This is a genomic window from Streptomyces rectiviolaceus, from assembly GCF_039533825.1.
GTDB lineage: Bacteria > Actinomycetota > Actinomycetes > Streptomycetales > Streptomycetaceae > Streptomyces > Streptomyces rectiviolaceus.
This window is the reverse complement of record NZ_BAAAUG010000197.1, coordinates 1-25728: the sequence shown is the minus strand read 5'-3', so window position 1 is coordinate 25728 and position 25728 is coordinate 1. Positions and strand designations below refer to the sequence as shown.

Sequence of the window (25728 nt, the reverse complement as noted above, 5' to 3'; positions counted from 1 at the left end):
CGTCCGTGGTTACTTCTTGCGACCGCGCTTCTCGCGCACCCGGACCGAGATGTGGATCGGCGTGCCCTCGAAGCCGAACTCCTCGCGGAGCCTGCGCTCCACGAAACGGCGGTAGCCGTGCTCGATGAAGCCGGAGGAGAAGAGCACGAACCGCGGCGGCTTCGTGCCCGCCTGCGTGCCGAAGAGGATGCGGGGCTGCTTGCCGCCCCGGATCGGGTGCGGGTGGGCGGCCACGAGCTCGCCGAGGAAGGCGTTGAGCCGCCCCGTCGGGACGCGCGTCTCCCAGCCCGCGAGGGCCGCCTCGATGGCCGGGACGAGCTTCTCCATGTGGCGGCCGGTCTCGGCGGAGACATTGACCCGGGGGGCCCAGGCCACCTGGAGGAGCTCGGTCTCGATCTCCCGCTCCAGGTAGTAGCGGCGCTCCTCGTCGAGGGTGTCCCACTTGTTGTACGCGACGACGATGGCGCGGCCCGCCTCGACGGCCATCGTGACGATGCGCTGGTCCTGGACGCTGATCGACTCGCTGGCGTCGATCAGGATGACCGCGACCTCCGCCTTCTCGACGGCGGCCGCCGTGCGCAGCGATGCGTAGTAGTCGGCGCCCTGCTGGAGGTGGACGCGCTTGCGGATGCCCGCGGTGTCCACGAACTTCCAGACGACACCGCCGAGTTCGATGAGCTCGTCGACCGGGTCACGGGTGGTGCCCGCGATCTCGTTGACGACCACGCGGTCCTCGTTCGCCACCTTGTTGAGCAGGGACGACTTGCCGACGTTCGGGCGGCCGATGAGCGCGATGCGGCGCGGGCCGCCGACGGTGAGGCCGAAGGTCGTGGCGGGCGCCTCGGGCAGCGCCTCCAGGACGGCGTCCAGCATGTCGCCGGTGCCGCGGCCGTGCAGCGCCGAGACGGGGTACGGCTCGCCGAGGCCGAGGGCCCACAGGGCGGTGGCGTCGGCCTCGCCGGACTGGCCGTCGACCTTGTTGGCGCACAGGACGACGGGCTTGCCCGACTTGCGAAGGAGCCGTACGACCGCTTCATCCGTGTCGGTGGCGCCGACCGTGGCGTCCACGACGAAGACGACCGCGTCGGCCGCCTCGATCGCGTACTCCGCCTGGGCGGCCACGGACGCGTCGATGCCGAGGACGTCCTGCTCCCAGCCGCCGGTGTCGACGAGCTTGAAGCGGCGGCCCGCCCACTCGGCCTCGTACGTCACGCGGTCGCGGGTCACGCCGGGGCGGTCCTCGACGACCGCCTCGCGGCGGCCGATGATGCGGTTGACGAGGGTCGACTTGCCGACATTCGGGCGGCCGATCACCGCGAGGACGGGCAGCGGGCCGTGGCCCGCCTCGCCGATCGCGCCTTCGACGTCCTCGGGGTCGAAGCCCTCTTCCGCGGCGAGCTCCATGAACTCCGCGTACTCGGCATCGCCAAGCGCCCCGTGCTCGTGTTCAGCCGAGCCTTCGGGCTGGATCTGGTCGTTCATGAAGTCCGTACCTCTGTCGTATTCGTGATCGGTGGACCGCCTCGCGACGGGCCACTACTGAAAGTCTCGCTCAGCGCCCGGTCAGGCGCCTGGCGTTGTCCAGATGGGCGGTGAGCCGCTCCTGGATGCGCACGGTCGCCTCGTCCAGCGCCTTGCGCGTACGCCGTCCGCTGCCGTCGCCCGCTTCGAAGGGGTCGCCGAAGACGACGTCGACCCTGCTGCGCAGCGGGGGCAGCCCCTTTATCAACCGTCCGCGCTTCTCCGTGCTTCCCAGGACCGCCACCGGCACGATCGGCGCTCCGCTGCGTACGGCGAAGTACGCGAGGCCTGCGCGCAGCGAGGCGAAGTCGCCCTCGCCCCGGGTGCCCTCGGGGAAGATCCCGAGGACGCCGCCGTCGTCGAGCACGCCGAGGGCCCGGGTGATCGCCGTGCGGTCGGCGATCTCACGGTCCACCTTCAGCTGCCCGATGCCGTGCAGGAAGCGGTCCAGGGGCCCGATGAACGCTTCCTTCTTGATGAGGAAGTGCGTCGGCCTGGGGGCCGTCCCCATCACCATCGGGCCGTCGACGTTGTGGGAGTGGTTCACGGCCAGGATCACCGGGCCGGCCGCGGGGACCTTCCAGGCGCCAAGGACACGGGGCTTCCACAGGCCGTACATGAGGCCGACGCCGATGCGGCGGCCGACCTCCGCACCCCGTTCCGATGGCGCCGCCGTCACTTCGCTGCCCGCTTCTCCTCGACAAGGGTGACGACGCACTCGATGACCTGCTGCAGCGTGAGTTCGGTGGTGTCCACCTCGACGGCGTCGTCGGCCTTGGCGAGCGGGGACGTCTTGCGGCTCGAGTCGGCCGTGTCCCGCTTGATGAGCGCCTCACGCGTGGCGGCGACGTCGGCGCCCTTGAGCTCGCCGCTGCGGCGGGCGGCGCGGGCCTCGGGCGAAGCCGTGAGGAAGATCTTCAGGTCGGCGTCGGGCAGGACGGTCGTACCGATGTCACGCCCCTCGACGACGATGCCCTTCTCGGCGGACGCGGCGATGGTGCGCTGCAGCTCCGTGATGCGGGCGCGCACCTCGGGGACGGCGCTGACGGCGCTGACCTTCGAGGTGACCTCGGTGGTGCGGATCGGCCCCGCGACGTCCGTGCCGTCGACCGTGATGGTCGGGGCGAGCGGGTCGGTGCCGGAGATGATCTCGGGCTTGCCCGCGACCGCGGCGATGGCGGTCGGGTCCGTCAGCTCGATGCCGTTGTGCACCATCCACCAGGTGATCGCGCGGTACTGGGCGCCGGTGTCCAGGTAGCTGAGGCCGAGCTGGGCGGCGACGGCCTTCGAGGTGCTCGACTTGCCCGTGCCGGAGGGCCCGTCGATGGCGACGATCACTGATGCCGGGGCGGTTTCCACGGTTTCCACGGGGTGCGGGCACCTTTCTGTGTGCACGGGGCTGGAGCGGGGCGGCATTCCTTGCCCCGGATAAGGTTACTGGCTCCCACGGGTGTCTCTTACTGCCCGGTGGGGCGCCCCTGTCCCGCCCGCTTCGCGGCGGATCTTTTCCGCCCACCCGTCCGATCGCCCCGCAGCCGATCGGCCCCGTTCACTGCCGGATGGCCCAGCCCCGCTCCCTCAGTGCCGCGGTGAGCACCGGAACCGCCTTCGGCTCCACCATCAGCTGCATCAGGCCCGCCTGCTGCCCCGTCGCGTGCTCGATGCGTACGTCCTCGATGTTCACCCCGGCCCGGTCCGCGTCGGCGAAGATCCTGGCCAGCTGACCCGGCTGGTCGTTGATGAGCACCGCCACGACCTCGTACGTCGCAGGCGCCGCCCCGTGCTTGCCGGGCACCCTGACCTGTCCCGCGTTCCCGCGCCGCAGCACGCTCTCGACCCCCGCGGCGCCCTCGCTCCGCTTCACGTCGTCCGCCGACTGCAGCGCCCGCAGCGCCGTCACCGTCTCGTCGAGATCGGTGGCGACGGCGGACAGCAGATCGGCGACGGGGCCGGGGTTGGCCGACAGGATGTCGATCCACATCCGCGGATCGGACGCGGCGATGCGTGTGACGTCACGGATGCCCTGTCCGCACAGGCGCACCGCCGTCTCCTCGGCGTTCTCGAGACGCGCCGCGACCATGCTGGAGACCAGGTGCGGCATGTGCGAGACGAGGGCGACCGCGCGGTCGTGCGCGTCGGCGTCCATGACGACCGGCACGGCGCGGCAGAGGGCCACGAGCTCCAGAGCGAGGTTGAGGACCTCGGTGTCGGTGTCGCGGGTCGGCGTGAGCACCCACGGCCGCCCCTCGAAGAGGTCGGCGGTGCCGGCGAGGGGGCCGCTGCGCTCGCGCCCCGACATGGGGTGCGTGCCGATGTACGGGGTGAGGTCGACGCCGAGCGCCTCCAGATCCCTGCGGGGGCCGCCCTTGACGCTCGCCACGTCGATGTAGCCGCGGGCCACATCGCGCCGCATGGCGTCGGCCAGGGTCGCCGCGACATGTGCGGGCGGCACGGCGACGACGCACAGGTCGACACGCCCCTCGGGCGCTTCGTCCGTGCCGGCGCCGAGCGCGGCAGCCGTGCGGGCCTGCCCGGGGTCGTGGTCGTCGAGGTGCACGGTCACACCGCGCGAGACGAGGGCCAGGGCGGCTGAGGTGCCGATCAGGCCGGTGCCGATGACGAGAGCGGTTCTCACTGGGCGATGTCCTTGCGCAGGGTGGCCGCCTCGCCGAGGTAGACGTGCGTGATCTCGGCGCGGGGCTTGGGGGACTCTATGTGCGCGAGGACGCGGACGACCCGCGGCATGGCGCCCTCGATCTGCAGCTCCTGCGCGCAGATCAGCGGGACGTCCACGATGCCGAGCCTGCGCGCCGCCGCCGCGGGGAAGTCGCTGTGCAGATCGGGCGTCGCGGTGAACCAGATGCTGATCAGGTCCTCCTGCGTCAGCGCGTTCCGTTCGAGGATGGCGGTGAGCAGCTCGCTGACCTGCTCGTCCATGTGGTCGGCCGCGTCCCGCTCCAGTTGGACGGCGCCCCGGACCGCTCGTACCGCCACAGTGCTGCTCCTCGCTCGCGTACGTACGACTGATGTACCGACAAGGGTAGTCAGGGCCCCGGGGACGAGTGCGCGGCGCCCGCCTGCCGAGACGGACGCCGCGTGCCGCACCGGGGTGGGGTCAGAGCTTCTGCTCCTTGATGATGTCCTCCAGCGAGCCCGTGGGGACCTGGCCCTCCGGGGTCAGCTTGTCGACCGCCTGGGGCAGCTGCTGAGCGATCTGGTCGGCGGCCTCGTCACGGCTGACGCCCGCGTCGGTTGCCACCTTGTCCAGGGTCTCGTCGGGGACGGCCTGCTTGACCTGGTCCGGGCTCAGCGGCTGGTTGTCGCCCTTGCCGACCCAGGAGTCGAGCTGGTCCTGGCTGACCAGGCCCGACTTCGTGATCATGTCCATCAGGCCGCCCAGCGGATTGCCGCCGCCGGAGCCGCCCTGGGCTCCGCCCGCGCCGCCCGTGCCGCCGCCGAGGAGGCCGCCGAGCAGCGAGCCGAGGACGTTGCCGCCTCCGGAGCCACCGGCTTGGCCGCCTTGACTGCCTTGACCGCCGCCGAGGAGACCGCCGAGAAGGCTTCCCAGATCGTTACCCGCCATGGTCACGCCCTTCGAGTGAGTGGCCGGGTCGGCGCCTCGAAGGAGCGCGGACCTCAGACCATGCCAATGTCGCCCGAATCGCCCCCTGTCGCCACTTGGCCTGATTGGTGGCTGTTCAACTATGGACGCCGGGGCACGGGTCCGCTTGCATGGAGGGGCCGGCAAGGCCCACGCCTCGGGGGAGGCCGCATGAAGCGCTCCGGACCGCTCTACACGCTTCTCGGGGGACTGCTGCTCGCCCTGTTCATGCTGTCGCTCAACGCGACGACGGGGACGGGCAATTCGTCGTACGGAGGGGACTCCCCCGGCGCCGCGTCGCCGGCGCCCACGTCCGCGAAGCCCCCATCCGCGAAGCCCACCAAGAGCACGCCCGCGCCCACCAAGAGCCCGTCCAAGAAGCCGAAGGGGAAGTCCGAGTACGCGGGCCGCACGGCCGACGACGCCGCCGCGATCTCCATCTCGATCCGTGACGACAAGGCCATCGCGTACTACTGCAACGGCCGTGACGCCGAGTCCTGGCTGAAGGGCGACGTCGAGGACGACGGCTCCATGCGCCTCACCGGCAAGCACGGCGCGAAGCTGGAGGGCACCCTCGCCGACAACGCGGTCCGCGGCAAGGTCGAGATCGACGAACAGCCACGCGACTTCACTGCCGCCAGGGCCAAGAAGCCCTCCGGCCTGTACCGCGCGACGACCGAGGTGCGCGGCGCCGAGATAGACGGCGGCTGGATCGTCCTGCCCGACGGGCGGCAGGTCGGGATCCTCAAGGAGGACGGCAAGCCGCGAAAGGCCCCGCGCCTCGACCCGGAGACCGGCACCGTCCCGTTCGACGGCGGCGAGCTCACCGCCCGCCCCGTCGTGCCCTGACCTCGCTCCGCCCCGACCAGGGAGCCGCCATGAGCGTCGATCCGAACGCCGCGACACAGGGCGGCTTCGGCCCGCCCCCCGGCGCGGGTGACCACCGCCGCCCGCACCCCGCCCGCTACCTCGTGCCCGCCTTGGTCGCCGGGGTGGTCGCGGTCGGCCTCGGGGTGTACGGCAAGACGCACGACCCCGCGGGCACGGCCTTCAACCTCGCCGGGTTCAGCAGCACGAGCGCGGTCAAGGCGTGGCTGGGCACGACGGCGTTCGCCTTCGCGCTGATCCAGGTCGCCTCGGCGCTCATGGTGTACGGACGCCTGCCGGGACCGTCCTGGTCCTCGGCGCTGCACCGCTGGTCGGGCCGGATCGCGTTCCTGGTGGCGGTCCCCGTGGCGGTCCACTGCCTCTACGCCCTCGGCTACCAGACGTACTCGACCAGGGTGATGTGGCACTCCCTGCTCGGCTGCTTCTTCTTCGGCGCGTTCAGTGCCAAGATGCTGCTGCTCCGCTCGGAGAAGCTCCCCGGGTGGCTGCTTCCGGTGATCGGCGGTCTGGTCTTCGTGGTCCTCACGGTGGTCTGGTGGACGTCGGCACTGTGGTTCTTCCGTACGTTCGGAGTGACGACATGAGCGACGCACAGCCCTCACGGCGCACCGTCGTCGCCGCGGGTGGCGCGGTCGCGCTGACCGCCGGATGCAGCAAGTACGGGGACGAGGGCGCGGAACCGGAGCCCCCGAAGTCGGAGCCGACGGCGGCATCGCCCTCGCCGTCGAAGTCGGGCGGCAAGGATCAGCCTCCCCCCAAGGCGGAGGAGTTGGCCAAGACCTCCGACGTCCCCGTCGGTGGCGGCAAGGTGCTCAAGGACAAGAAGCTCGTCGTGACCCAGCCCGAAGAGGGTGACTTCAAGGCCTTCTCCGCGGTCTGCACGCACTCGGGCTGCATCGTCAGCGAGGTGGCCGACGGCACGATCAACTGCGCCTGCCACGGCAGCAAGTACCGCGTGGCGGACGCATCGGTGGCGGACGGCCCGGCACCACGCCCGCTCCCCCCGCAGAACATCACGGTCACCGGAAATTCGATCACCCTCGGCTAGCCCGTGGCCGTACGCTCCCCGCATGCACCGCCCCAAAGACCTGGACCTGGCCCTGGACCTCGTACGCGACCACACCGTCTACTCCTGCGTGATGGGCTCGCGCGCCTTCGGCCTGGCCACGGACGGCAGCGACACCGACCGCAGGGGTGTCTTCCTGGCGCCCACACCGCTCTTCTGGCACTTCGAGAAGCCGCCCACGCATGTGGACGGACCGGCGGAGGAGCAGTTCAGCTGGGAGCTTGAGCGCTTCTGCGAACTGGCCCTGCGCGCCAACCCGAACGTCCTGGAGTGCCTGCACTCCCCCCTCGTGGAACGCGTGACGGACACCGGCCGCGAACTCCTCGCCCTGCGTGAGGCGTTCCTCTCCCGCCAGGCCCACATCACCTTCGCCCGCTATGCCGTCGGCCAGCACAAGAAGCTGGTGGACGACGTACGCCTGCACGGCGAGCCCCGCTGGAAGCACGCGATGCACCTCCTGCGCCTCCTGACGAGCTGCCGCGACCTCCTGCGCACCGGCGAGCTGACGATCGACGTCGGCGAGCAGCGCGGGCCGCTGCTCGCGGTCAAGCGCGGCGAAGTCGCCTGGCCGGACGTCGAGTCCTGGATGAACCGCCTCGCGGACGAGGCGGACGCGGCGGCCACGCGCACGCCCCTGCCGCCGGAGCCGGACCGCCGCCGGGTCGAGGACTTCCTGTTCCGCGTACGCCGAGCGTCGGCGGCTGCGGCAGTGGCCTAGGCGTCCGCGCCCCCGTCCGCGTCCCCGCCCTCGTCCCAGAGCGCCCCGAGCTCAAGGAGCTCCTCCCGGTACTCGATCCGCTCGGCCCACTCGGCGGGCCAGGCTTCCGCGCCCAGGTGGGCGCCCGCGAACGCCCCTGCCAGGCAGGCGATCGAGTCGGAGTCGCCCGAGGTGCAGGCGGCCCTGCGCAGGGCGGTGAGGGGCTCGTCAACGAACTGCAGGAAGCACAGCAGGCCCGTGGCGAGCGCCTCTTCGGCGATCCAGCCCTCGCCCGTGGCCAGGCAGGGGTCCGTCTCCGGATTGGCGTGCCTCAGCGCGGTCTCGAGGCGCTCCAGGACGGCCAGGCACTCGTCCCAGCCGCGGGCGATGAACACCCCCGGCGTCGGGTCGTCGCCCCGTGTCCACAGCTCGCCGAGCCAGCGCCCGTGGTAGGTCTCACGGTTCTCGTACGCATAGGAGCGCAGCAGCCCGACGAGCCCCGTCGGCTCGGCGCCCTCCGCGAGCAGCCGCACGGCGTGCGCCGTGAGGTCCGACGCGGCGAGCGCCGTCGGGTGGCCGTGGGTGAGCGCGGACTGCAGCTGCGCCGCGCCCGCCCGCTGTTCGTCGCTCAGGCCGGGGACGAGCCCGATGGGCGCGACGCGCATGTTGGCGCCGCAGCCCTTGGAGTGCACCTGGCTCGCCTCCTCCCACGGCTTGCCGGTCTTGAGCAGATAGCAGGCCTGCAGGCAGGTGTTGCCGGGCGCGCGGTTGTTCTCCGGCGACTGGTACCACTCCACGAACTCCTCGCGCACCGGCCGCTCCATCCGCTTCGGGCCGAGCGGTCCTCGGTCCATGGCGGTACGCAGGCCGCGGCCGAGCGCCAGCGTCATCTGCGTGTCGTCCGTGACGATCGCGGGCCTGGGCAGCTCCATCTCCCGCCAGGGCCCGCACTTGGCGAGGATCGACGGTACGTCGTTGAACTCGGTCGGGAAGCCGAGCGCGTCCCCCAGGGCGAGGCCTATGAGGGATCCGGTGGCGGCACGCTTCATGAGGGCTTTCCTTCCGGGGAAATGTCCGAGGGAACGGTCGAAGGACGCAGCAGCGGTGGGTGCAGGGCGGTGGCCGGACCGGCGCGGTACAGGGCCGCCGGTTTGCCCCGGCCGCCCGTCAGGCGCGCGGCCCCGGGGATCGCGTCGACGAAGCCGGACGTGCCGAGCACCTTGCGCCGGAAGTTGGCCGGGTCGAGCTCGGCGCCCCACACCGTCTCGTAGACCTTCCGCAGCTCGCCGAGCGTGAACTCGGGCGGGCAGAAGGCGGTGGCGAGGCCGGTGTACTCGAACTTGGCGCAGACCCGGTCGTGGGCGTCGGCGAGGATCCGGTCGTGGTCGAAGGCGAGGGGCCCCTGGGTGCCGTATGCCAGCCACTCCGCGCGGGCGGCGTCGCTGCCGGCGCGCACGGCGGGAGGATCGGGGACGAGCGCCGCGAAGGCGACCGAGACGACGCGCATCCGCGGGTCGCGGTCCGGTTCGCTGTAGGTGCGCAGCTGCTCCAGGTGGAGCCCGTCACTGTCCGCGAGGCCGGTCTCCTCGGCGAGCTCGCGTCCGGCGGCGGTCTCGGCCGACTCCTCAGGGAGCACGAATCCGCCGGGCAGTGCCCAGTGCCCCGCGTACGGTTCCTGGCCGCGCTCGACGAGCAGCACGTGCAGGCGGCCCGCGCGGACGGTGAAGACGGCGAGGTCGACGGTGACGGCGAACGGCTCGAAGGCGTATTTGTCGTAGCCCTGCATGACCCCCACCCCTTTTCTTTATGGTCACTGAGACTATAAAGGTGCAGGGGTCGGCCCCGCAAGGCACAAAAAGGCGGCCGACCCCTGCGTGCGCAGGGACCGGCCGCCTTCGCTGACCTTGATACGGCCTATGGCCTATGACCTAGTGCCTAGAGGTCGACTTCCTGCATCAGCATGCCGACCTCGGTGTTCGACATCCTGCGCAGCCACCCCGACTTCTGGTCGCCAAGCGCGATCGGCCCGAAGGACGTCCGCACCAGCTTGTCGACCGGGAAGCCCGCCTCCGCGAGCATGCGGCGCACGATGTGCTTGCGGCCCTCGTGCAGCGTCACCTCGACCAGGTAGTTCTTGCCGGTCTGCTCGACGACGCGGAAGTGGTCCGCGCGGGCGTACCCGTCCTCGAGCTGGATGCCGTCCTTGAGCTGCTTGCCCAGGTCACGCGGGATCGGGCCGACGATGTGCGCGAGGTAGACCTTCTTCACGCCGTACTTCGGGTGCGTGAGGCGGTGGGCCAGCTCACCGTGGTTGGTGAGCAGGATGACGCCCTCGGTCTCCGTGTCCAGGCGGCCCACGTGGAAAAGACGCGTCTCGCGGTTGGTCACGTAGTCGCCCAGGCACTGGCGGCCCTCGGTGTCCTCCATGGTGGAGACGACACCGGCGGGCTTGTTCAGCGCGAAGAACTGGTACGACTGGGTGGCGACCGTCAGGCCGTCGACCTTGATCTCGTCCCGCTCCGGCTGGACCCGCATGCCCTGCTCGATCACGATCTCGCCGTTGACCTCGACACGGGACTGCTCGACCAGCTCCTCACAGGCACGGCGCGAGCCGTAGCCCGCGCGGGCGAGGACCTTCTGCAGCCGCTCGCCCTCCTGCTCGGCGCCCGGGAACGTCTTGGGCGGGCTGACCTTCGGCTTGCCCGCGTAACGCTCGCGGTTGCGCTCTTCCTGCCGCGCGTCGTACTCACGGGACGTCGCGGGCGCTCCCGCGCCGCGCCGAGTGCCCCTGTCCGAGCCCTGAGGCGCCCTGGGGCCGCCCTTGGCGCCGCCTCGTGCGGCCGCGCCGCGGCCCTTCTTCGAGGCGTCGCCGCCTACGTCGTAGCGACGCTCCTCGGGGCGGGGCTTGCTCTCACGCTTCGGGGCGGCCTGATCGTCGCGCGCGCCACCGGCGCCGCGGCCCTGCCGGTCCGGGCTGTTACCGGAACCCCGGAAGTCACGCCCGCCACCGCTGCCACGGCCACCGCCGGTCGGGCGGCCACCGCCGGTCGGGCGACCGCCACCGCTCGGGCGACCACCACCGCTCGGGCGACCACCACTGCTCGGGCGCCCACCGCTGCTGCCACGGCTGCCGCTGTTGCCACCACGGCTCCCGCCGTTGTTTCCGCTGCTGTTCCTGCCGTTGCTGCTTCGCATCAAATTTCCGTTAGTCGACTGTGCGGTCGGTGTACTCGTATCCCGGTGCATCGGGTGCGTCCGGGTCGAACGACGGAACGCCTTCCAGCGTCTCGGCCTCGATCGCCTCCGCCTCGGGGAGGAAGGGCGCGAGCTCCGGGAGCTCGTCCAGGCCACGCAGGCCCATCCGCTCCAGAAAATAGTTCGTCGTCCTGTACAGGATCGCACCTGTTTCGGGTTCCGCGCCCGCCTCCCCCACCAGACCCCGCTGGAGAAGGGTCCGCATCACGCCGTCACAGTTCACTCCGCGCACCGCGGAGACCCGCGAACGGCTGACCGGCTGGCGGTACGCGACGACCGCGAGGGTCTCCAGGGCCGCCTGGGTGAGCCGCGCCTGCTGCCCGTCGAGGACGAAGCGCTCGACCGCGGCGGAGTACTCGGGCCGCGTGTAGAACCGCCAGCCGCCCGCCACGAGCCGCAGCTCGAAGCCCCGGCGCTGCACGGTGTACTCGTCGGCAAGCTCCCGCAGGGCGTCGGCGACCTGCCGCCGTGGCCGGTCGAGGATCTTGGCGAGATGCTCCTCGGTGGCCGGTTCGTCGACGACCATGAGGACGGCCTCCAGGGCGGGCCGCAGCTCCAGATCGGCCACGGCGCCGACCAGGTCTCCCGCAGGGCTCGTGTCGTTCACTGGGCTCATGTGACCGTCTCCTCACTCGTCGTCTCGGGGGCGCGGTCGAACTCGTCGGTCACCGTCGGCTGCTCCGCGCCGTCCCCGCCGGTCCACCGCACCATCAGCTCGCCCAGGGCGGTCTCCTGGTCGAGTTCCACGGCCTTCTCGCGGTACAGCTCCAGGAGCGCCAGGAAGCGGGCGACGACGGTGAGGGTGTCCCCCGCGTCCTCGACGAGCACCTGGAAGCTGACCTCGCCCCGCTCCCGCAGCCGGGCCACGACAAGACCGGCCTGCTCCTGCACGGAGACCAGCGGCGCGTGGATGTGGTCGACGTACACCTGAGGCTTAGCCCGGGGCTGCATCGCCTTCACCGCGAGCCGGGCGAACCCCTCGGCACCGATACTGATGACGACCTCGGGCAGCAGCTCGGCATGGTGGGCCTCCAGGCCCACGGTCCGCGGATAGCGCCGCGCCTCGTCCTCGAGCCGCCCGCTGAAGATGTCGGCGATCTGCTTGTACGCGCGGTACTGCAGCAGCCGCGCGAAGAGCAGGTCCCGCGCTTCGAGCAGCGCGAGATCCGCCTCGTCCTCGACCTCCGCGGAGGGCAGCAGGCGGGCCGCCTTGAGGTCGAGCAGGGTGGCGGCGACCACGAGGAACTCGGTGGTCTGATCGAGGTCCCAGTCGGGCCCCATGGCGCGGATGTGCGCCATGAACTCATCGGTCACCGTGGACAGCGCGACTTCGGTGACGTCCATCTTGTGCTTCGAGATGAGCTGAAGCAGCAGATCGAAGGGCCCCTCGAAGTTGGCGAGGCGGACCTTGAACCTGCCGTCGTCGGGCTCGGGAGACGACTCCGGCTCCGGCTCCGACCGTGGCTCCGGTTCGGGCTCCGCCGGAGCCACACCCGGGCCCCGCCCCAAGGCGCGGCGAGGGGCAGGCGGTGCGGAGTCGTCAGTCGTGGCCATCAGGCGGGAACGCTACCGCTACCGCCCGCGAAGCCGTCGTACGAGAATGCTCGCGTCCCCGCGGGACTCAAGATCCGCGAGAACGACGGCCACCGCCTCACGGACGATCCGCCCTCGGTCGACCGCGAGCCCGTGCTCACCGCGCAGGACCAGCCGAGCGTGCTCGAGGTCCATCAGCTCCTCGGCGGACACGTACACGGTGATCTTCTCGTCGTGCCGCTCGCGCCCGCTCGGCCGCCGGTTGGCCGCCCGAGCGCGCCGCCGCGCCTGTGCCGTGGAGGAGGAGTTCGCGGACCTGCCGCCGCCCTGTGCGGCGGCGCCTTCCTGGCCCTCGCCGGGACGGCGTCCGTCCTTCTCGGCATCGGTGGTGGCCGACCGGCTGCGGGACTCGCCCGACTCCGCGTCGGCGGCGCCGTGTTCGGCGGCGTCACCGCCGTCTCCCGCCGTGGCACCGCCGCGTGCGTCACCGGCCGCGGTCTCGTCGCTCTCGCCCGCGGGCGGTGGCACCCGAGCCTCGCCGTTCGCCTGGCGCCGCGGGGACGACGACGTCAGCGCCATCCCCCCGGTCGTGCGGAACAGTTCGTCGGCCCCCGGCAGACTCACTCGGCGTGACACCGGGCGAGCACCTCCCTGGCGAGCTGGCGATAAGCGGCCGCGCCGACCGAGTTCGATGCGTACGTCGTGATCGGCTCACCGGCGACCGTGGTCTCCGGGAAGCGGACCGTGCGTCCGATCACCGTGTGGTACACGTGATCGTCGAAGGCCTCGACCACCCGTGCGAGCACCTCACGGCTGTGCACCGTGCGGGAGTTGTACATGGTGGCGAGGATGCCGTCGAGCTCCAGGTCGGGGTTGAGCCGCTCCTGGACCTTCTCGATGGTCTCCGTCAGCAGGGCCACACCGCGCAGCGCGAAGAACTCGCACTCGAGCGGCACGATCACCTTGTGAGCCGCCGTCAGGGCGTTCACGGTGAGCAGGCCGAGCGAGGGCTGACAGTCGATCACGATGTAGTCGTAGTCCTGCATCAGCGGCTTCAACGCCCGCTGCAGCGTGGACTCTCGGGCGACCTCGCTGACCAACTGCACTTCGGCGGCCGACAGGTCGATGTTGCTGGGCAGCAGGTCCATGTTCGGGACCGCCGTCTTCAGCAGCACCTCGTCGGCCGACATGCCCCGCTCCATGAGCAGGTTGTAGACCGTCAGGTCCAGCTCCATCGGGTTCACCCCGAGGCCCACGGAGAGGGCGCCCTGCGGGTCGAAGTCGACGAGCAGGACACGGCGTCCGTACTCCGCGAGCGCGGCGCCCAGGTTGATGGTCGACGTCGTCTTGCCCACGCCGCCCTTCTGGTTGCACATCGCGATGATCTTCGCGGGGCCGTGATCGGTCAGCGGGCCCGGGATCGGGAAGTACGGCAGCGGGCGTCCGGTGGGACCGACGCGCTCACGGCGCTGACGGGCCGCGTCCGGGGCCAGCGTGGCCGCGTACTCGGGATCGGGCTCGTACTCGGCGTCAGGGTCGTAGAAGTGCCCCTTGGGCAGTTCCTCGTAGTCGGCGAGTTGGGTGTGGGTGGTGTTCTCGCCACTCCGGTCGCCGGCCATGGCGTTCACGTGATGGCCATCCATGCTCTGGGGTGCAGACGATGTCGACTGGGTCGCCCCAGTCGGCTGTGCCTGCTGGGGGTTCTGGCGGGCTTCGAAGGTGCGGACAGCGACGGAGCCGACAGCCTCGAGCCCCACGGGTCCTTGGCCCCGCTCAGAGGTTCCTGGTTGACCACCCCCGGGAGCAAATGTCGACTCATTCACAAGTCGTCTTACCTCCTTGGTGACCAGGAAATTTCTCGATAGGTCAGCGTGGCACCATGCCGACGGTTGGCGACTCTATGGCGTGTCACCGGTCCGCAGCAACACAATCCGCCGGACCCGGCCCGATGTGTCGGCAATCGAACGCCCCCATGTCAAGGGCGCGCGGGGTGCCATTGGCACATTTCCGGGGTGGGCGAATCGGTTAAAGGGTTACGTTCAAGGCGAGTTGACCATGTCCACGGACATACGCATACGGCCGGACCCCTCTCAAGGTCCGGCCGTGGGCGTGAGATTGACGACTTTCGTTGACGAAAGCGGTCAGGTTCAGCCGAGGAGCGTCTCCAGCTCGACGTGCTCGAGGCCGTGCGACTCCGCGACCTCCTTGTAAACCACCTGGCCGTCATGGGTGTTGAGGCCCAGGGCGAGCGCGTGGTCACGGCGCAGCGCCTCGACCCAGCCGCGGTTCGCCAGCTCGACGATGTACGGCATCGTCGCGTTGGTCAGCGCGTACGTCGAGGTGTTGGGCACCGCGCCGGGCATGTTGGCGACGCAGTAGAACACCGAGTTGTGGACCGGGAAGGTCGGCTCGGCGTGCGTCGTCGGGTGCGAGTCCTCGAAGCAGCCGCCCTGGTCGATCGCGATGTCGACAAGGACACTTCCGGGCTTCATGCGCGACACGAGCTCGTTGGTGACCAGCTTCGGGGCCTTGGCTCCCGGGATGAGGACGGCGCCGATGACGAGGTCGGCGTCGAGGCAGGCCTTCTCCAGCTCGAAGGCGTTGGAGACGACGGTCTGGATCTTCGTACCGAAGATCTTGTCCGCCTCCTTGAGCTTGTTGATGTCCCTGTCGAGCAGGGTCACGTGGAAGCCCATGCCGATGGCGATCTGCATGGCGTTCCAGCCGGAGACGCCACCGCCGATGACGACGGCCTTGCCGGCCGCGACACCCGGGACGCCGCCGGGCAGGACACCGCGGCCGCCCTGGGCGGCCATCAGGTGGTAGGCGCCGACCTGCGGGGCCAGGCGGCCCGCGACCTCTGACATCGGGGCGAGCAGCGGGAGCGCGCGGTTCGCGGTCTCGACCGTCTCGTACGCGATGGCGGTGGTGCCGGACTCCAGGAGCGCGTCCGTGCACTCCTTGGACGCGGCCAGGTGCAGGTAGGTGAAGAGGGTCTGGTCCTTGCGGAGGCGGTGGTACTCCTCCGCGACCGGCTCCTTGACCTTCAGGAGGAGGTCGGCGGTGGCCCAGACCTCGTCGGCGGTGTCCAGGATGACCGCGCCCGCGGAGACGTACTCCGCGTCCGTGATCGAGGAGCCGACACCGGCGTTCCGCTCGATGACGACCTGGTGGCCGTGGCGCACCAGCTCGTGCACACCGGCGGGGGTGATGGCCACCCGGAACTCGTTGTTCTTGACCTCGCGGGGGATGCCGACCTTCACGTCGATCACGGTCCTCTTGGCTCAGGGGTTTTTCGGGCAATGCACTACATACCGACACACAAGAGGGCGCATCGGAGACACCACGGAAGTACGCGGCGGAGCCAGTCTAATGAAGGACTTCTCGCTGTCTAGCCTTTCAATGCATCAATCTTCTGCGGAAGTGCTACGGATTTCGTAGGCGGAAGACTCAGCTCCAGCTTTCGATGCAAGCCCTGTGACCTCCTCAAGCTCCATTCCCAGGATGCGCTCGGCGGCGCTGCGGTGCAGCCGGGCGGCCGCCGGGTCCCCGAGCCGGTCCAGGGTGTCGGCAAGCCTGAGCTGCAGCGCCGCCTGCAGACGTACGTCGCCGGCCTGCCGCGCCCACTCGACGGCCTCCTGGCAGGTGCGCAGCGACTCCTCGGGGCGGCCCGCGTACTCCTGCACCCGCGCCAGCTCGCTCAACGCCCTTGCCTGGCCCGCCACATCGCCGGTCCTGCGGTGTCCGGTGACGGCCGAGCTCCAGTTGCGCAGCGCCTCGCCGTAGCGGCCCGCGTACGTGTGCACCGTTGCGATCCGGCCGTAGAGGCGGGCGGCGTCGGTGCGCTCGTCGCGCGCGAGCCGGTGGGCGAGGGCGCGCCCGAACCAGTCCGAGGCCCGCGACCAGTCCCCCAGTTCCTGGTAGGCGCTGCCTACGGATTCCATCGCGCGGCCGGTCGCGTACGGATCATTTGCCTCCCGTCCGGCGTCCAGAGCCAGCCGGTAGCGCGCCAGCGCCTCTTGCGTACGTCCCGTCCTCGCGTCCAGGTCCGCGAGGTTCAGGAGGGCCGCCGCCTGCTCGCGGGGCAGGTGCCGGCGCTCGGCGACATCGAGGACGAGGCGGTGGATGCCGTACAGCTCGGGAGCCGCGTCCTCCGTGCCCCGGTGGGCGACCAGGGCCCGCGTCAGGGCCGCCATCAGCCGTCGCGCGAGGGTGTCGAGGTCTCCGTCGGCGACCGCGAGGCGGGCGGCGGCGAGCAGGGCGGGCTGCCGGATGCGCAGCCACTCGGCGGCGGCGCCGGGGCTGGGGAAGCGCAGGGCGCGCGGCATGCCGGCGAGCTTCTTGCGGGCCGCCGAGCCGTCCGGCTCCGTGACCGCACGGCAGGACTGGAGCAGGCGCACGGTCCGCTCCAGCATCCTGGCCCGGGCCAGCTGCACCTCGGCGGGCCGGTCCTGGGTCTCGGTGAGCGTGCGGAGCAGCGGCATCAGACAGCCCGGCAGCTCGTACTGCGGAAGCGGCGAGTCCACGGCCCTGACCAGGCCGAGCTTCACGAAGTCGTCCAGGGTCGTGCGGGCGGCGGAGACCGAGCAGCCCGCGAGCGCGGAGGCGGTGTGCGGGTCGACGTGGCCCGCGGGGGCGAGGGAGAGGAAGCGCAGTATCCGCGCGGCCGCCGACGGCAGCGAGGCGTACGAGTGCCGGAAGACACGCGTGAGCGCGGATCCCTCCTCGGGCCGCTCGTGCACCTGCTTGGCCAGGTCGGCGACGGCCGCCTTGGGCCGCACGGAGAGCCAGCCGCCGGCCAGGACGAGCGCGGCGGGATGCGCGGCGCACGCCTCGACCAGGCTCTCCGCGGAGCGCGGGTCGACGGTGATGCGCACCGGGCCGGCCGCGCGGGAGAGCAGTTCGACCGCGGCGGCGGAGTCCAGGCCGCCCAGCGTGCACGGCCGCACGTCCGGGATCCCGGTGAGCGGGCCCTCCGACACGGCGACGGCCAGGCATTCGGGTGCGTCCGGGAGCAGCGGGTCGACCTGCTCGGCGTCCGCGGCGCCGTCCAGGAGCAGCAGGGCCCGGCGTCCCGAGAGGGCGTCCCGGAGCACTTCGGCGAGTTCGTCCTCGTCGGCTCCCGGGGGTGCGGGGACGTCGAGGGCGTCCAGGAGTTCCCTGGCGGTGCGCTCCGTGGGCACGCGCGTTCCGTCGGGTTCGGTGAGGTGGGCGCGGAGCACCCCGTCGGGGTAGTCGTCGGCGAGCCGCCGCGCGAGTTCCTCGGCGAGCGCCGTGCGGCCCGATCCGGGGCGGCCCGCGATGAGGAGCACGCGTGCGCGTGGCGCCTTGCGGCCCGAGATGGTGTCGAGCCCCGCTCGGTCGATGTCGGCACGGAGCTCTTTCAACTCCCGGAGCCGGCCGATGAATTGACCGGCGTCGGAAGTCCGGTCCGAAGCGGGCCGCGGCACCGCGCCCCCCGCTGCCGATCCGTCCGTGTCGACTGCCTGATCCGTCACGGGCCATGCTCCGTCCGCCTGCGCGCGAACCCGCCGGGACTCCGGTCGGGACGCTTCCAGAGCCTAGTTCAGGCCCTGCCGCCTCCCCCGACGAGCGGCGCGCACAAGTCCCCCGATCGGATCAGTAGATCGTCATATCGGACAGCTCTCATGGCCCTCAGGCGCCGCTCAGGCCTCGAAGGGGCGCGCGGGCCAGGGCGCGTCGGCCGGGCGCAGCGCGTCGACGCCGTCGCCGCTCAGCACGGCCGTCAGTGAAAGGGCGCCCACGACGAGGCAGTTGTTGTGCAGCTCGCCGGCGAGCACGCCGCGTACGAGCTCTTCGAGGGGGACCCGCGCCAGCTCCATGTCGGCCTCCTCCTCGGAGACCTCGAAGCGCTCGCCTTCCGCCTCGGAGAGATCGCGGGCGAGGAAGATGCGCACGGCCTCGTCGCAGCCGCCGGGCGTGGTGTAGACGTCGGTCAGGACGCGCCAGTCCTCGGCCTTGACGTGCGCCTCTTCGTAGAGCTCGCGCTGGGCGGCGTGCAGGGGGTTCTCGCCGGGGATGTCGAGAAGGCCGGCCGGGATCTCCCAGAGCTTGTGGTGGACGGGGTGGCGGTACTGACGCAGCACCAGGACGCGACCCGCTTCGTCCAGGGCGAGCACGGCGACCGAGCCGGGGTGCACTTGGTAGTCACGGCGGACGACGGTCCCGTCGGGCATGACCACGTCGTCGGTGCGTACGGAGGTCTTGTTGCCGACGAAGGGGGTCTCCGTCGCCGTGACCTGCCACTCCTCGGCGGTGTCCTTGATCGTCATGTCGCCCTGTCCTCCCACACGTGCAAACAGAAACCGGGGCACGCGCCTCATAAGGCTCGTACCCCGGCAACCGTATCGCTCTTGTGTTACTTACCCGTCTGGCGCTCCACCGCGGCCTTCACCAGGCCCGCGAAGAGCGGGTGCGGGCGCGTCGGGCGCGAGCGCAGCTCCGGGTGCGCCTGGGTGGCGACCAGGTAGGGGTGGACCTCGCGCGGGTACTCGACGTACTCGACGAGCTTGCCGTCGGGGGACGTGCCGGAGAAGAGGATTCCGGCGTTCTTCTCGAGCTCGGCGCGGTAGGAGTTGTTCACCTCGTAGCGGTGACGGTGACGCTCCTCGACGTACTCCTTGCCGTCGTACACCTCACGGGCGATGGAACCCTCGGCGAGCTTCGCGGGGTACATGCCCAGGCGCATCGTGCCGCCCATGTCGCCCTCGCCCGCGACGATGTCCAGCTGCTCCGCCATGGTCGAGATGACCGGGTGGGCGGTGGCGGAGTCGAACTCCGTGGAGTTGGCGTCGGGGATGTCCGCGAGGTTGCGGGCGGCCTCGATCACGATGCACTGCAGGCCGAGGCAGAGGCCGAGCAGCGGGATCTTGTTCTCGCGGGCGAAGGTGATGGCGCCGACCTTGCCGGTGACGCCGCGGTCGCCGAAGCCGCCGGGGATGCAGACCGCGTCGACGTCGCCGAGCTGCTTGGCGGCGCCCGCCGCGGTCTTGCAGTCGTCCGAGGTGACCCACTTGACCTTGACGCGGGCGCGGTTGGCGAAGCCGCCGGCGCGCAGCGCCTCGGTCACCGAGAGGTAGGCGTCGGGCAGGTCGATGTACTTGCCGACCAGCGCGATGGTGACCTCGTGGTTCGGGTTGTGCACCCGGTCCAGGAGGTCCTCCCACTGGGTCCAGTTCACGTCGCGGAACGGGAGGTCGAGCTTGCGCACCACGTAGGCGTCGAGGCCCTCGGTGTGCAGGACCTTCGGGATGTCGTAGATCGACTTGGCGTCGACACAGGCGACGACCGCGTCCTCGTCGACGTCGCACATCAGCGAGATCTTGCGCTTGATGGCGGTCGGCACGTCGCGGTCGGCGCGCAGCACGATGGCGTCCGGCTGGATACCGATGTTGCGCAGGGCAGCGACCGAGTGCTGGGTCGGCTTGGTCTTCAGCTCACCGGACGGGCCGATGTAGGGCAGCAGCGAGATGTGCACGACGAAGACGTTGTCGCGGCCGACCTCGTGGCGGACCTGGCGGACGGTCTCCAGGAACGGCAGGGACTCGATGTCGCCGACCGTGCCGCCGACCTCCGTGATGACGACGTCGACGTCGTCGGTGGCCATGCGGCGGATGCGGTGCTTGATCTCGTTGGTGATGTGCGGGATGACCTGGACGGTGTCGCCGAGGTACTCACCGCGCCGCTCCTTGGCGATGACCTGCGAGTAGACCTGGCCGGTGGTGACGTTGGCCGTGCCGTCGAGGTCGACGTCCAGGAAACGCTCGTAGTGGCCGATGTCCAGGTCGGTCTCGGCGCCGTCGTTCGTGACGAACACCTCTCCGTGCTGGAAGGGGTTCATCGTGCCGGGGTCGACGTTCAGGTACGGGTCGAGCTTCTGCATGGTGACGCGCAGGCCACGCGCCTTGAGGAGCGCACCCAGGCTTGAGGCAGTCAGACCCTTGCCGAGGGAAGAGGCGACACCCCCGGTGACGAAGATGTGCTTGGTCGTCGTGGATTTAGGCTGCATAGCCAAAGGGGGGCTCCCGTGGTCGCGGTCTGGAGGGTGCGTACCGGCGCCCTCACCAGGGATTCGGGGGAGGTGCCGTCGCTGCGGTTCGGGGGTTCAATGACCACCGGCTCACGGGCTACCAGGGTATCAGCGACGGGACGAGGCTGCTTCCGGCCACGCTCGGGCTCCCGCGTCACACCTCCCTCACCTGGCGCTCACCCGTTCGGCGCAGGCTGGTTGCCAGGAGCGGCGCGCAGATCACCGAGGTGCGTCGTATCCTGCTCGGACACTCGCTGCAGAGCCGGACCGATCAACGGCAATCACCCCCCGTCCGTTCCCCGGAACAAGAGGCTCGTGCAGTTCGTTTTACAGCGAACCCTTGACCGTAGAGCGAGCGCCCCCGAGAGGGCGACGTGGCCGTTTGACTGGAGATGCACGTGGCCGGGCGCATCGAGGATTACGCACTCATCGGAGACATGCAGACCGCTGCCCTGGTCTGCCGGGACGGAACAGTCGACTGGCTGTGCCTGCCCCGCTTCGACTCGCACGCCATCTTCGCCGGATTGCTCGGCACGGAGGAGCACGGATTCTGGCGCCTCGGGCCCGCTCACAGCCCCGACGCACCACCGCCGACCGCCGCGCGGCGCACCTACCGCGGCGACTCGCTGATCCTGGAATCCGAGTGGGACACCCCGCGCGGCACGGTCCGCGTGACCGATTTCATGCCGCCGCGCGACACGGACGCCCCGCAGCTCGTGCGGATCGTCGAGGGCGTCAGCGGCCGGGTGCCGATGCGCTCCGCGCTGCGGATGCGTTTCAGCTACGGCCGTGTGGTGCCCTGGGTCCACAAGGTCGACGGGCGCACGGTGGCCGTCGCCGGGCCCGACTCGGTCTGGCTCGACACCGACGCCCAGACGTTCGGCAAGGACCTCACGACGTACTCGGACTTCACGGTCGCGCCCGGTGAGCGGATCGCGTTCACCATCTCGTGGCAGCCCTCGCACAAGCAGCCGCCCGCGCCGGCCGAGCCCGAGAACGCCCTCGCCGCCACGCAGGACTTCTGGCGGGAGTGGGTCGAGCACTGCACGTACCACGGGCCGTACCGCGAGGCCGTGGTCCGCTCGCTGATCACGCTGAAGGCCCTGACGTACGCCCCGACGGGCGGCATCGTCGCGGCGCCCACGACATCGCTGCCCGAGGACATCGGGGGCTCCCGCAACTGGGACTACCGCTACACCTGGCTGCGCGACGCCGCCATCACGCTCTCCTCGCTCCTGCGCACCGGATACCGCGAGGAGGCCCGCGCCTGGCGCGAGTGGCTCCTGCGGGCGGTGGCGGGCGACCCCGAGAACCTGCAGATCATGTACGGCATCGCGGGCGAGCGCGAGCTCGGCGAGGCCGAGCTGGACTGGCTGCCGGGGTACGAGGGCTCGACCCCGGTCCGGGCCGGAAACGGCGCCGCGCACCAGCTCCAGCTCGATGTGTACGGCGAGGTCACCGAGGCCCTGCACCTGGCGCACATGACGGGCCTGGCCCGCAGCGACTACGCCTCGTTGCTCCAGCTCAAGCTGATCCGCTATCTGGAGACGCACTGGGACCAGCCGGACGAGGGCATCTGGGAGGTCCGCGGCCCGCGCCGCCACTTCGTGCACTCCAAGGTGATGGTCTGGGTCGCCGTCGACCGCACGATCAAGCTCATCGAGTCCGGCGACGCGGACGGCCCCCTGGAGAAGTGGCGCGAGCTGCGCGACGACATCCACCGGGACGTCTGCGAGAAGGGCTACGACAAGGAGCGGAACACGTTCACGCAGTCGTACGGCTCCAAGGAACTGGACGCCTCTCTGCTGCTGATCCCGCAGATGGGCTTCCTGCCGCCCGACGACAAGCGTGTGATCGGCACGATCGAGGCGATCCAGCGGGAGCTCTCGACGTCGGACGGCTTCATCCTGCGCTACCCCACCGCGGGCGACGACGCAGGCGTGGACGGCCTCGAAGGCGACGAAGGCGCCTTCCTCGCCTGTTCGTTCTGGATGGCGGACGACCTGGCGATGATCGGCCGGGTGGACGAGGCCCGCAAGCTCTTCGAGAAGCTGCTCGCGCTCCGCAACGACCTGGGGCTGCTCGCCGAGGAGTGGGATCCGCGGCTGCAGCGCCAGGTCGGCAACTTCCCGCAGGCGTTCAGCCACGTGCCGCTGATCGACACGGCACTGCGACTTACGGCCAGTGGGGCATACGGCGGTTAGCGAGGCCCTTCAGGTCCGGACGGCGACGGGTTCCCCGTCGCCGTCCGTGCGTTCGGCCGCGTCCTCCAGGACGACGCGGCCGATGATCTCGTAGCGGGCGGGGCTCCTCGCCTTCAGATACAGGCCGAGGCCGAGCCCCCCGAAGAAGACGAGGCCGACGATCCAGGGGATGGCCTTGAAGAACAGGGAGTCCGCTGCCGTGCCCGCCGCGGTGTCCATGTTGATCACGAGCAGGACGACGACGGCGATCATGCCGATGCCGCCGAGCAGCGGGGCGACCAGCGTCGTGAACCAGTGCCGGTCCTCAGGGTGGTTCTTCCGGAAGTAGCCGATGACGGCGAACGAGCAGAGGGTCTGCACGATGAGGATCGCCATCGTGCCGAGGATCGCGAGCAGCGTGTACAGGTGGATGTACGGGTCCTGGCCGGTGAGCCAGAAGGCACCGACCAACGCGACGGCGATGGCCGACTGGACGTAGGAGGCGATGTACGGGGAGCCGTGCTTGGGGTGTGTGCGGCCCAGGCCCCGGTGCAGGAATCCCTCGCGCCCGATCGCGTACAGATAGCGCGAGGCGCACTGGTGGAAGGCCATGCCGCAGGCGAACGAGCCGGTGATCAGGAGCCATTGGAAGGTGTCGACCGCCCACGCGCCGATGAAGGTGTGGGCCGGGTCGAAGAACAGGTCGAGCGGGCTCGTGGACTGCGAGACCTTGACCGAACCGGCGAGGCCGTTGCCCGCGATCGTCATCCAGGAGACGTAGATGTAGAACAGGCCGACGCCGACGACCGAGACGAGGGTCGCGCGCGGGATGACCTTCTTGGGGTTGCGGGACTCCTCGCCGTACATCGCGGTGGACTCGAAGCCGACCCAGGACCAGAAGGCGAAGAAGAGGCCGAGCCCCGCCGAGGTGCCGGTGAAGGCGTTCTTGGGGTTGATGGGTTCGACGGGGATGCCGTCGGGGCCGCCGCCGTGGATCAGTACGGCGGTGGCGACGGCGAAGAGGACCGCGATCTCGGCGATCAGCATCACGCCGAGCGCCTTCGCGGTGAGGTTGATGTCGAAGTACGACAGGACGACGGTGACGGCGAGCATCGCGGCCGCGTAGAGGATCCACGGCAGGTCGACGCCGAGCTGATCGTGGACGGTGGTCCTGGCGAAGTACGCGAAGACACCGACGATCGACGCCTCGAAGACGACGTACGCGAGGACGGCGAGCATCCCGGAGGCCATGCCCGCGATGCGGCCAAGGCCATGCGAGATGTAGCCGTAGAAGGCGCCGGCGGCGGTGATCCGCTTGGCCATGGCGACGTATCCGACCGAGAACACGGTCAGGACGAGCGTCGCGAAGAGATAGCCCGCGGGCGCTCCGGTGCCGTTGCCCGCGCCGACCGCGATGGGGAGATTGCCGGTCATCGCCGTGATGGGCGCCGCGGTGGCGACCGCCATGAAGACGACTCCGACGAGGCCTACGGAGTTCGCCTTGAGTCGGTGGACCTCAGGTGCGACGGTTTGCTCCGACATATGTTCTGGCTTGTGCTCTGGCATGGCGGGCACCCTGCCGTGGAGTGACGTACGCCACAACCGACAGGGGGTCGCGCAATTGGCGCCGCGGGGCGACGAGTTGTCGGGTCGAGAGCGGACCAGATCACTCCCGTAACCGGTCGGAGATGTTCCCGGAACGAATGCGCAGGTAGCGTCCGCCACATGGACAGTCAGGGCACGCAGGGCACTCAGGGCGGCATCACCGTGCAGCGGGCCCTGGAGCTTCCGGGGCTGCGCGGTGGGCTCCCCGAGGTGGTCGCGGGCGCCGAGCGGCTGCAGCGCACGGTGCGGTGGGTGCACGCGGGCGAGGTGCCGAACATCGCCTCGCTCCTCAAGGGCGGTGAGCTGCTCCTGACCACGGGCCTCGGCCTCGGCGCACGCCCCGCCGAGCAGCGCGTCTTCGTGCGCAAACTGGCCGAGCGCGGCATCGCGGCCCTCGTCGTCGAGCTGGGCCCGCGCTTCACGCGGCTCCCCGCTGCGATCGTGGAGACCGCGCGCTCGGCGGGTCTTCCGCTGGTGCAGCTGCACCGCGAGGTGCCCTTCGTGACGGTCACGGAGGAGGTCCACACCGAGATCGTCAACGGCCACTACGCCCTGCTCCAGCGGGCGGAGGAGGTCCACCGGCGCTGCACGGAGGCGCTGCTCGGCGGGGGCGGCGTGCCCCAAGTCCTCAACGTCCTCGCGGACTTCAGCGGTAACCCGGTGTTCCTGGAGACGCCGGACGGACAGCTTCTGTACGCCGCGGGGGCGGGCACGGAGTGTGCCGATCCGCTCCAGGTGTGGGAGGGGCTGCGGGGCAGGACCGTCGACCGGGACGGGCCGCCCGCGGGCGCGCTGCTCGTCGACGTGCCGGGGGGTGGTCCTGGCTCGGGCTCGGTGCGCGCCAGGCTCGTGCTGCTCGCCGTGGAGTCCGCGCTGCTTCCGGTGCACCGGATCGCGGCGGAGCGGGCCGCGGGCTCGCTCGCGGTGGTCCTGATGCAGGCACGGCAGGAGGAGGAGCTCGCCGCGCGCGGCCGTGGTGACTTCCTGACCGATCTGGCGGAGGGGCGGATCCGGGCCGACGACGCGCCCGCCCAGGCGCGGGTGCTCGGCTTCAAGCCCGGCGAGAGCCCGCTGCTCCCGGTCGTGATGCGGCTCGCGGACGGTCTTCCGCCCGGCGGCGGCTGGGCCGTGCTCGCGCGGGCGGTGGCGGAGGAGCTCGCGGCGGTGGGGGTGGCGGTGCTGCTCGGCGTACGTCCGGTCGAGGGGCGCGTCCCGCTGCTCCTAGGACTCCGTACGGAATCCGAACGCACCGCGGTGGCCGACCGGGTCGCGGCGGCGCTGCGGGCGGGCGTGGAGCGGGCGGGGATGCAGCGGGCCGGGGCGCTGCCG

General features: G+C 70.8%; 24 protein-coding genes. 6 read left to right on the top strand and 18 right to left on the bottom strand.

Annotated elements, in window-relative coordinates; translation table 11 throughout:
- Positions 1-9 precede the first annotated feature (9 nt).
- The 6 genes from der to ABD378_RS39930 all read right to left on the bottom strand — a co-directional run bounded on the left by der (position 10) and on the right by ABD378_RS39930 (position 5104).
- Positions 10-1482 carry a ribosome biogenesis GTPase Der gene (gene der, locus ABD378_RS39955; protein WP_344529626.1) on the bottom strand — a complete coding sequence of 491 codons (1473 nt, stop codon included), beginning with the start codon at positions 1480-1482 and terminating at the stop codon, positions 10-12.
- 70 nt (positions 1483-1552) lie between these two features.
- Positions 1553-2239 (bottom strand): lysophospholipid acyltransferase family protein, encoded by a 687-nt coding sequence (locus ABD378_RS39950; protein WP_344529624.1) that lies wholly within the window; start codon positions 2237-2239, stop codon positions 1553-1555.
- On the bottom strand, positions 2197-2880 hold the full coding sequence (gene cmk / locus ABD378_RS39945) for a (d)CMP kinase (protein ID WP_344529650.1): 684 nt from the start codon (positions 2878-2880) through the stop codon (positions 2197-2199). Before cmk ends, ABD378_RS39950 begins: the two co-directional genes overlap by 43 nt.
- Positions 2881-3070: 190 nt before the next feature.
- Entirely contained in the window at positions 3071-4156 is a 1086-nt protein-coding gene (locus ABD378_RS39940) for a prephenate dehydrogenase (RefSeq protein ID WP_344529622.1), read from the bottom strand.
- Positions 4153-4515 (bottom strand): chorismate mutase, encoded by a 363-nt coding sequence (gene aroH / locus ABD378_RS39935; protein WP_344529620.1) that lies wholly within the window; start codon positions 4513-4515, stop codon positions 4153-4155. The genes ABD378_RS39940 and aroH overlap by 4 nt, the downstream gene beginning before the upstream one ends.
- A 121-nt stretch (positions 4516-4636) precedes the next feature.
- Positions 4637-5104, bottom strand: coding sequence for a YidB family protein (locus tag ABD378_RS39930; RefSeq protein WP_344529618.1), 468 nt, complete (start codon positions 5102-5104; stop codon positions 4637-4639).
- A 189-nt stretch (positions 5105-5293) separates the two neighbouring features.
- On the opposite strand from ABD378_RS39930, the gene ABD378_RS39925 reads away from it, so the two are divergent.
- The 4 genes from ABD378_RS39925 to ABD378_RS39910 are packed head-to-tail and all read left to right on the top strand — an operon-like array spanning position 5294 to position 7794.
- The gene (locus tag ABD378_RS39925) at positions 5294-5971 is read left to right on the top strand and encodes a hypothetical protein (protein ID WP_344529616.1); all 678 of its coding nucleotides are present in this window, start codon (positions 5294-5296) and stop codon (positions 5969-5971) included.
- Positions 5972-6000: 29 nt separating this feature from the next.
- Entirely contained in the window at positions 6001-6594 is a 594-nt protein-coding gene (locus ABD378_RS39920) for a DUF6529 family protein (protein WP_344529614.1), read from the top strand.
- Positions 6591-7058 carry a Rieske (2Fe-2S) protein gene (locus ABD378_RS39915; RefSeq protein ID WP_344529612.1) on the top strand — a complete coding sequence of 156 codons (468 nt, stop codon included), beginning with the start codon at positions 6591-6593 and terminating at the stop codon, positions 7056-7058. Before ABD378_RS39920 ends, ABD378_RS39915 begins: the two co-directional genes overlap by 4 nt.
- A 22-nt stretch (positions 7059-7080) precedes the next feature.
- On the top strand, positions 7081-7794 hold the full coding sequence (locus ABD378_RS39910; RefSeq protein WP_344529610.1) for a nucleotidyltransferase domain-containing protein: 714 nt from the start codon (positions 7081-7083) through the stop codon (positions 7792-7794).
- Here the strand turns inward: ABD378_RS39910 and ABD378_RS39905 are convergent.
- The 11 genes from ABD378_RS39905 to pyrG all read right to left on the bottom strand — a co-directional run bounded on the left by ABD378_RS39905 (position 7791) and on the right by pyrG (position 20590).
- A complete protein-coding gene (locus ABD378_RS39905) occupies positions 7791-8822 on the bottom strand; it encodes an ADP-ribosylglycohydrolase family protein (protein ID WP_344529608.1) in 1032 nt (343 codons plus the stop codon). The two genes, ABD378_RS39910 and ABD378_RS39905, sit on opposite strands and share 4 nt — an antisense overlap.
- A complete protein-coding gene (locus tag ABD378_RS39900; protein WP_344529606.1) occupies positions 8819-9559 on the bottom strand; it encodes an NUDIX hydrolase in 741 nt (246 codons plus the stop codon). Before ABD378_RS39900 ends, ABD378_RS39905 begins: the two co-directional genes overlap by 4 nt.
- A gap of 149 nt (positions 9560-9708) precedes the next feature.
- Positions 9709-10968 (bottom strand): pseudouridine synthase, encoded by a 1260-nt coding sequence (locus ABD378_RS39895; RefSeq protein ID WP_344529604.1) that lies wholly within the window; start codon positions 10966-10968, stop codon positions 9709-9711.
- Positions 10969-10978: 10 nt separating this feature from the next.
- Positions 10979-11644 (bottom strand): SMC-Scp complex subunit ScpB, encoded by a 666-nt coding sequence (scpB, locus tag ABD378_RS39890; RefSeq protein ID WP_344529602.1) that lies wholly within the window; start codon positions 11642-11644, stop codon positions 10979-10981.
- Positions 11641-12582 (bottom strand): segregation and condensation protein A, encoded by a 942-nt coding sequence (locus ABD378_RS39885; protein ID WP_344529600.1) that lies wholly within the window; start codon positions 12580-12582, stop codon positions 11641-11643. The genes scpB and ABD378_RS39885 overlap by 4 nt, the downstream gene beginning before the upstream one ends.
- 18 nt (positions 12583-12600) lie before the next feature.
- Positions 12601-13197, bottom strand: a complete 597-nt coding sequence (locus tag ABD378_RS39880; RefSeq protein WP_344529598.1) for a hypothetical protein — start codon at positions 13195-13197, stop codon at positions 12601-12603.
- Entirely contained in the window at positions 13182-14384 is a 1203-nt protein-coding gene (locus ABD378_RS39875) for a ParA family protein (RefSeq protein WP_344529596.1), read from the bottom strand. Before ABD378_RS39875 ends, ABD378_RS39880 begins: the two co-directional genes overlap by 16 nt.
- 324 nt (positions 14385-14708) lie before the next feature.
- Complete coding sequence (gene ald / locus ABD378_RS39870) at positions 14709-15824, bottom strand: alanine dehydrogenase (RefSeq protein WP_344529648.1); 1116 nt, start codon at positions 15822-15824, stop codon at positions 14709-14711.
- A 144-nt stretch (positions 15825-15968) separates the two neighbouring features.
- The gene (locus ABD378_RS39865) at positions 15969-18059 is read right to left on the bottom strand and encodes a tetratricopeptide repeat protein (RefSeq protein WP_386545616.1); all 2091 of its coding nucleotides are present in this window, start codon (positions 18057-18059) and stop codon (positions 15969-15971) included.
- 168 nt (positions 18060-18227) lie between these two features.
- Entirely contained in the window at positions 18228-18854 is a 627-nt protein-coding gene (locus tag ABD378_RS39860) for an NUDIX domain-containing protein (protein ID WP_344529594.1), read from the bottom strand.
- Positions 18855-18940: 86 nt separating this feature from the next.
- Positions 18941-20590, bottom strand: a complete 1650-nt coding sequence (pyrG, locus tag ABD378_RS39855; RefSeq protein ID WP_344529592.1) for a CTP synthase — start codon at positions 20588-20590, stop codon at positions 18941-18943.
- 413 nt (positions 20591-21003) lie between these two features.
- Here pyrG and ABD378_RS39850 point away from each other — a divergent pair, with 413 nt between their 5' ends.
- The gene (locus ABD378_RS39850; protein ID WP_344529590.1) at positions 21004-22815 is read left to right on the top strand and encodes a glycoside hydrolase family 15 protein; all 1812 of its coding nucleotides are present in this window, start codon (positions 21004-21006) and stop codon (positions 22813-22815) included.
- A gap of 9 nt (positions 22816-22824) precedes the next feature.
- Here the strand turns inward: ABD378_RS39850 and ABD378_RS39845 are convergent, their stop codons facing one another.
- Entirely contained in the window at positions 22825-24336 is a 1512-nt protein-coding gene (locus ABD378_RS39845; RefSeq protein WP_344529587.1) for an APC family permease, read from the bottom strand.
- A gap of 183 nt (positions 24337-24519) precedes the next feature.
- Between ABD378_RS39845 and ABD378_RS39840 the strand changes: the two genes are divergently transcribed.
- Positions 24520-25728: PucR family transcriptional regulator ligand-binding domain-containing protein (locus ABD378_RS39840; protein WP_344529585.1), on the top strand; the 1209-nt coding region annotated here is incomplete at its 3' end.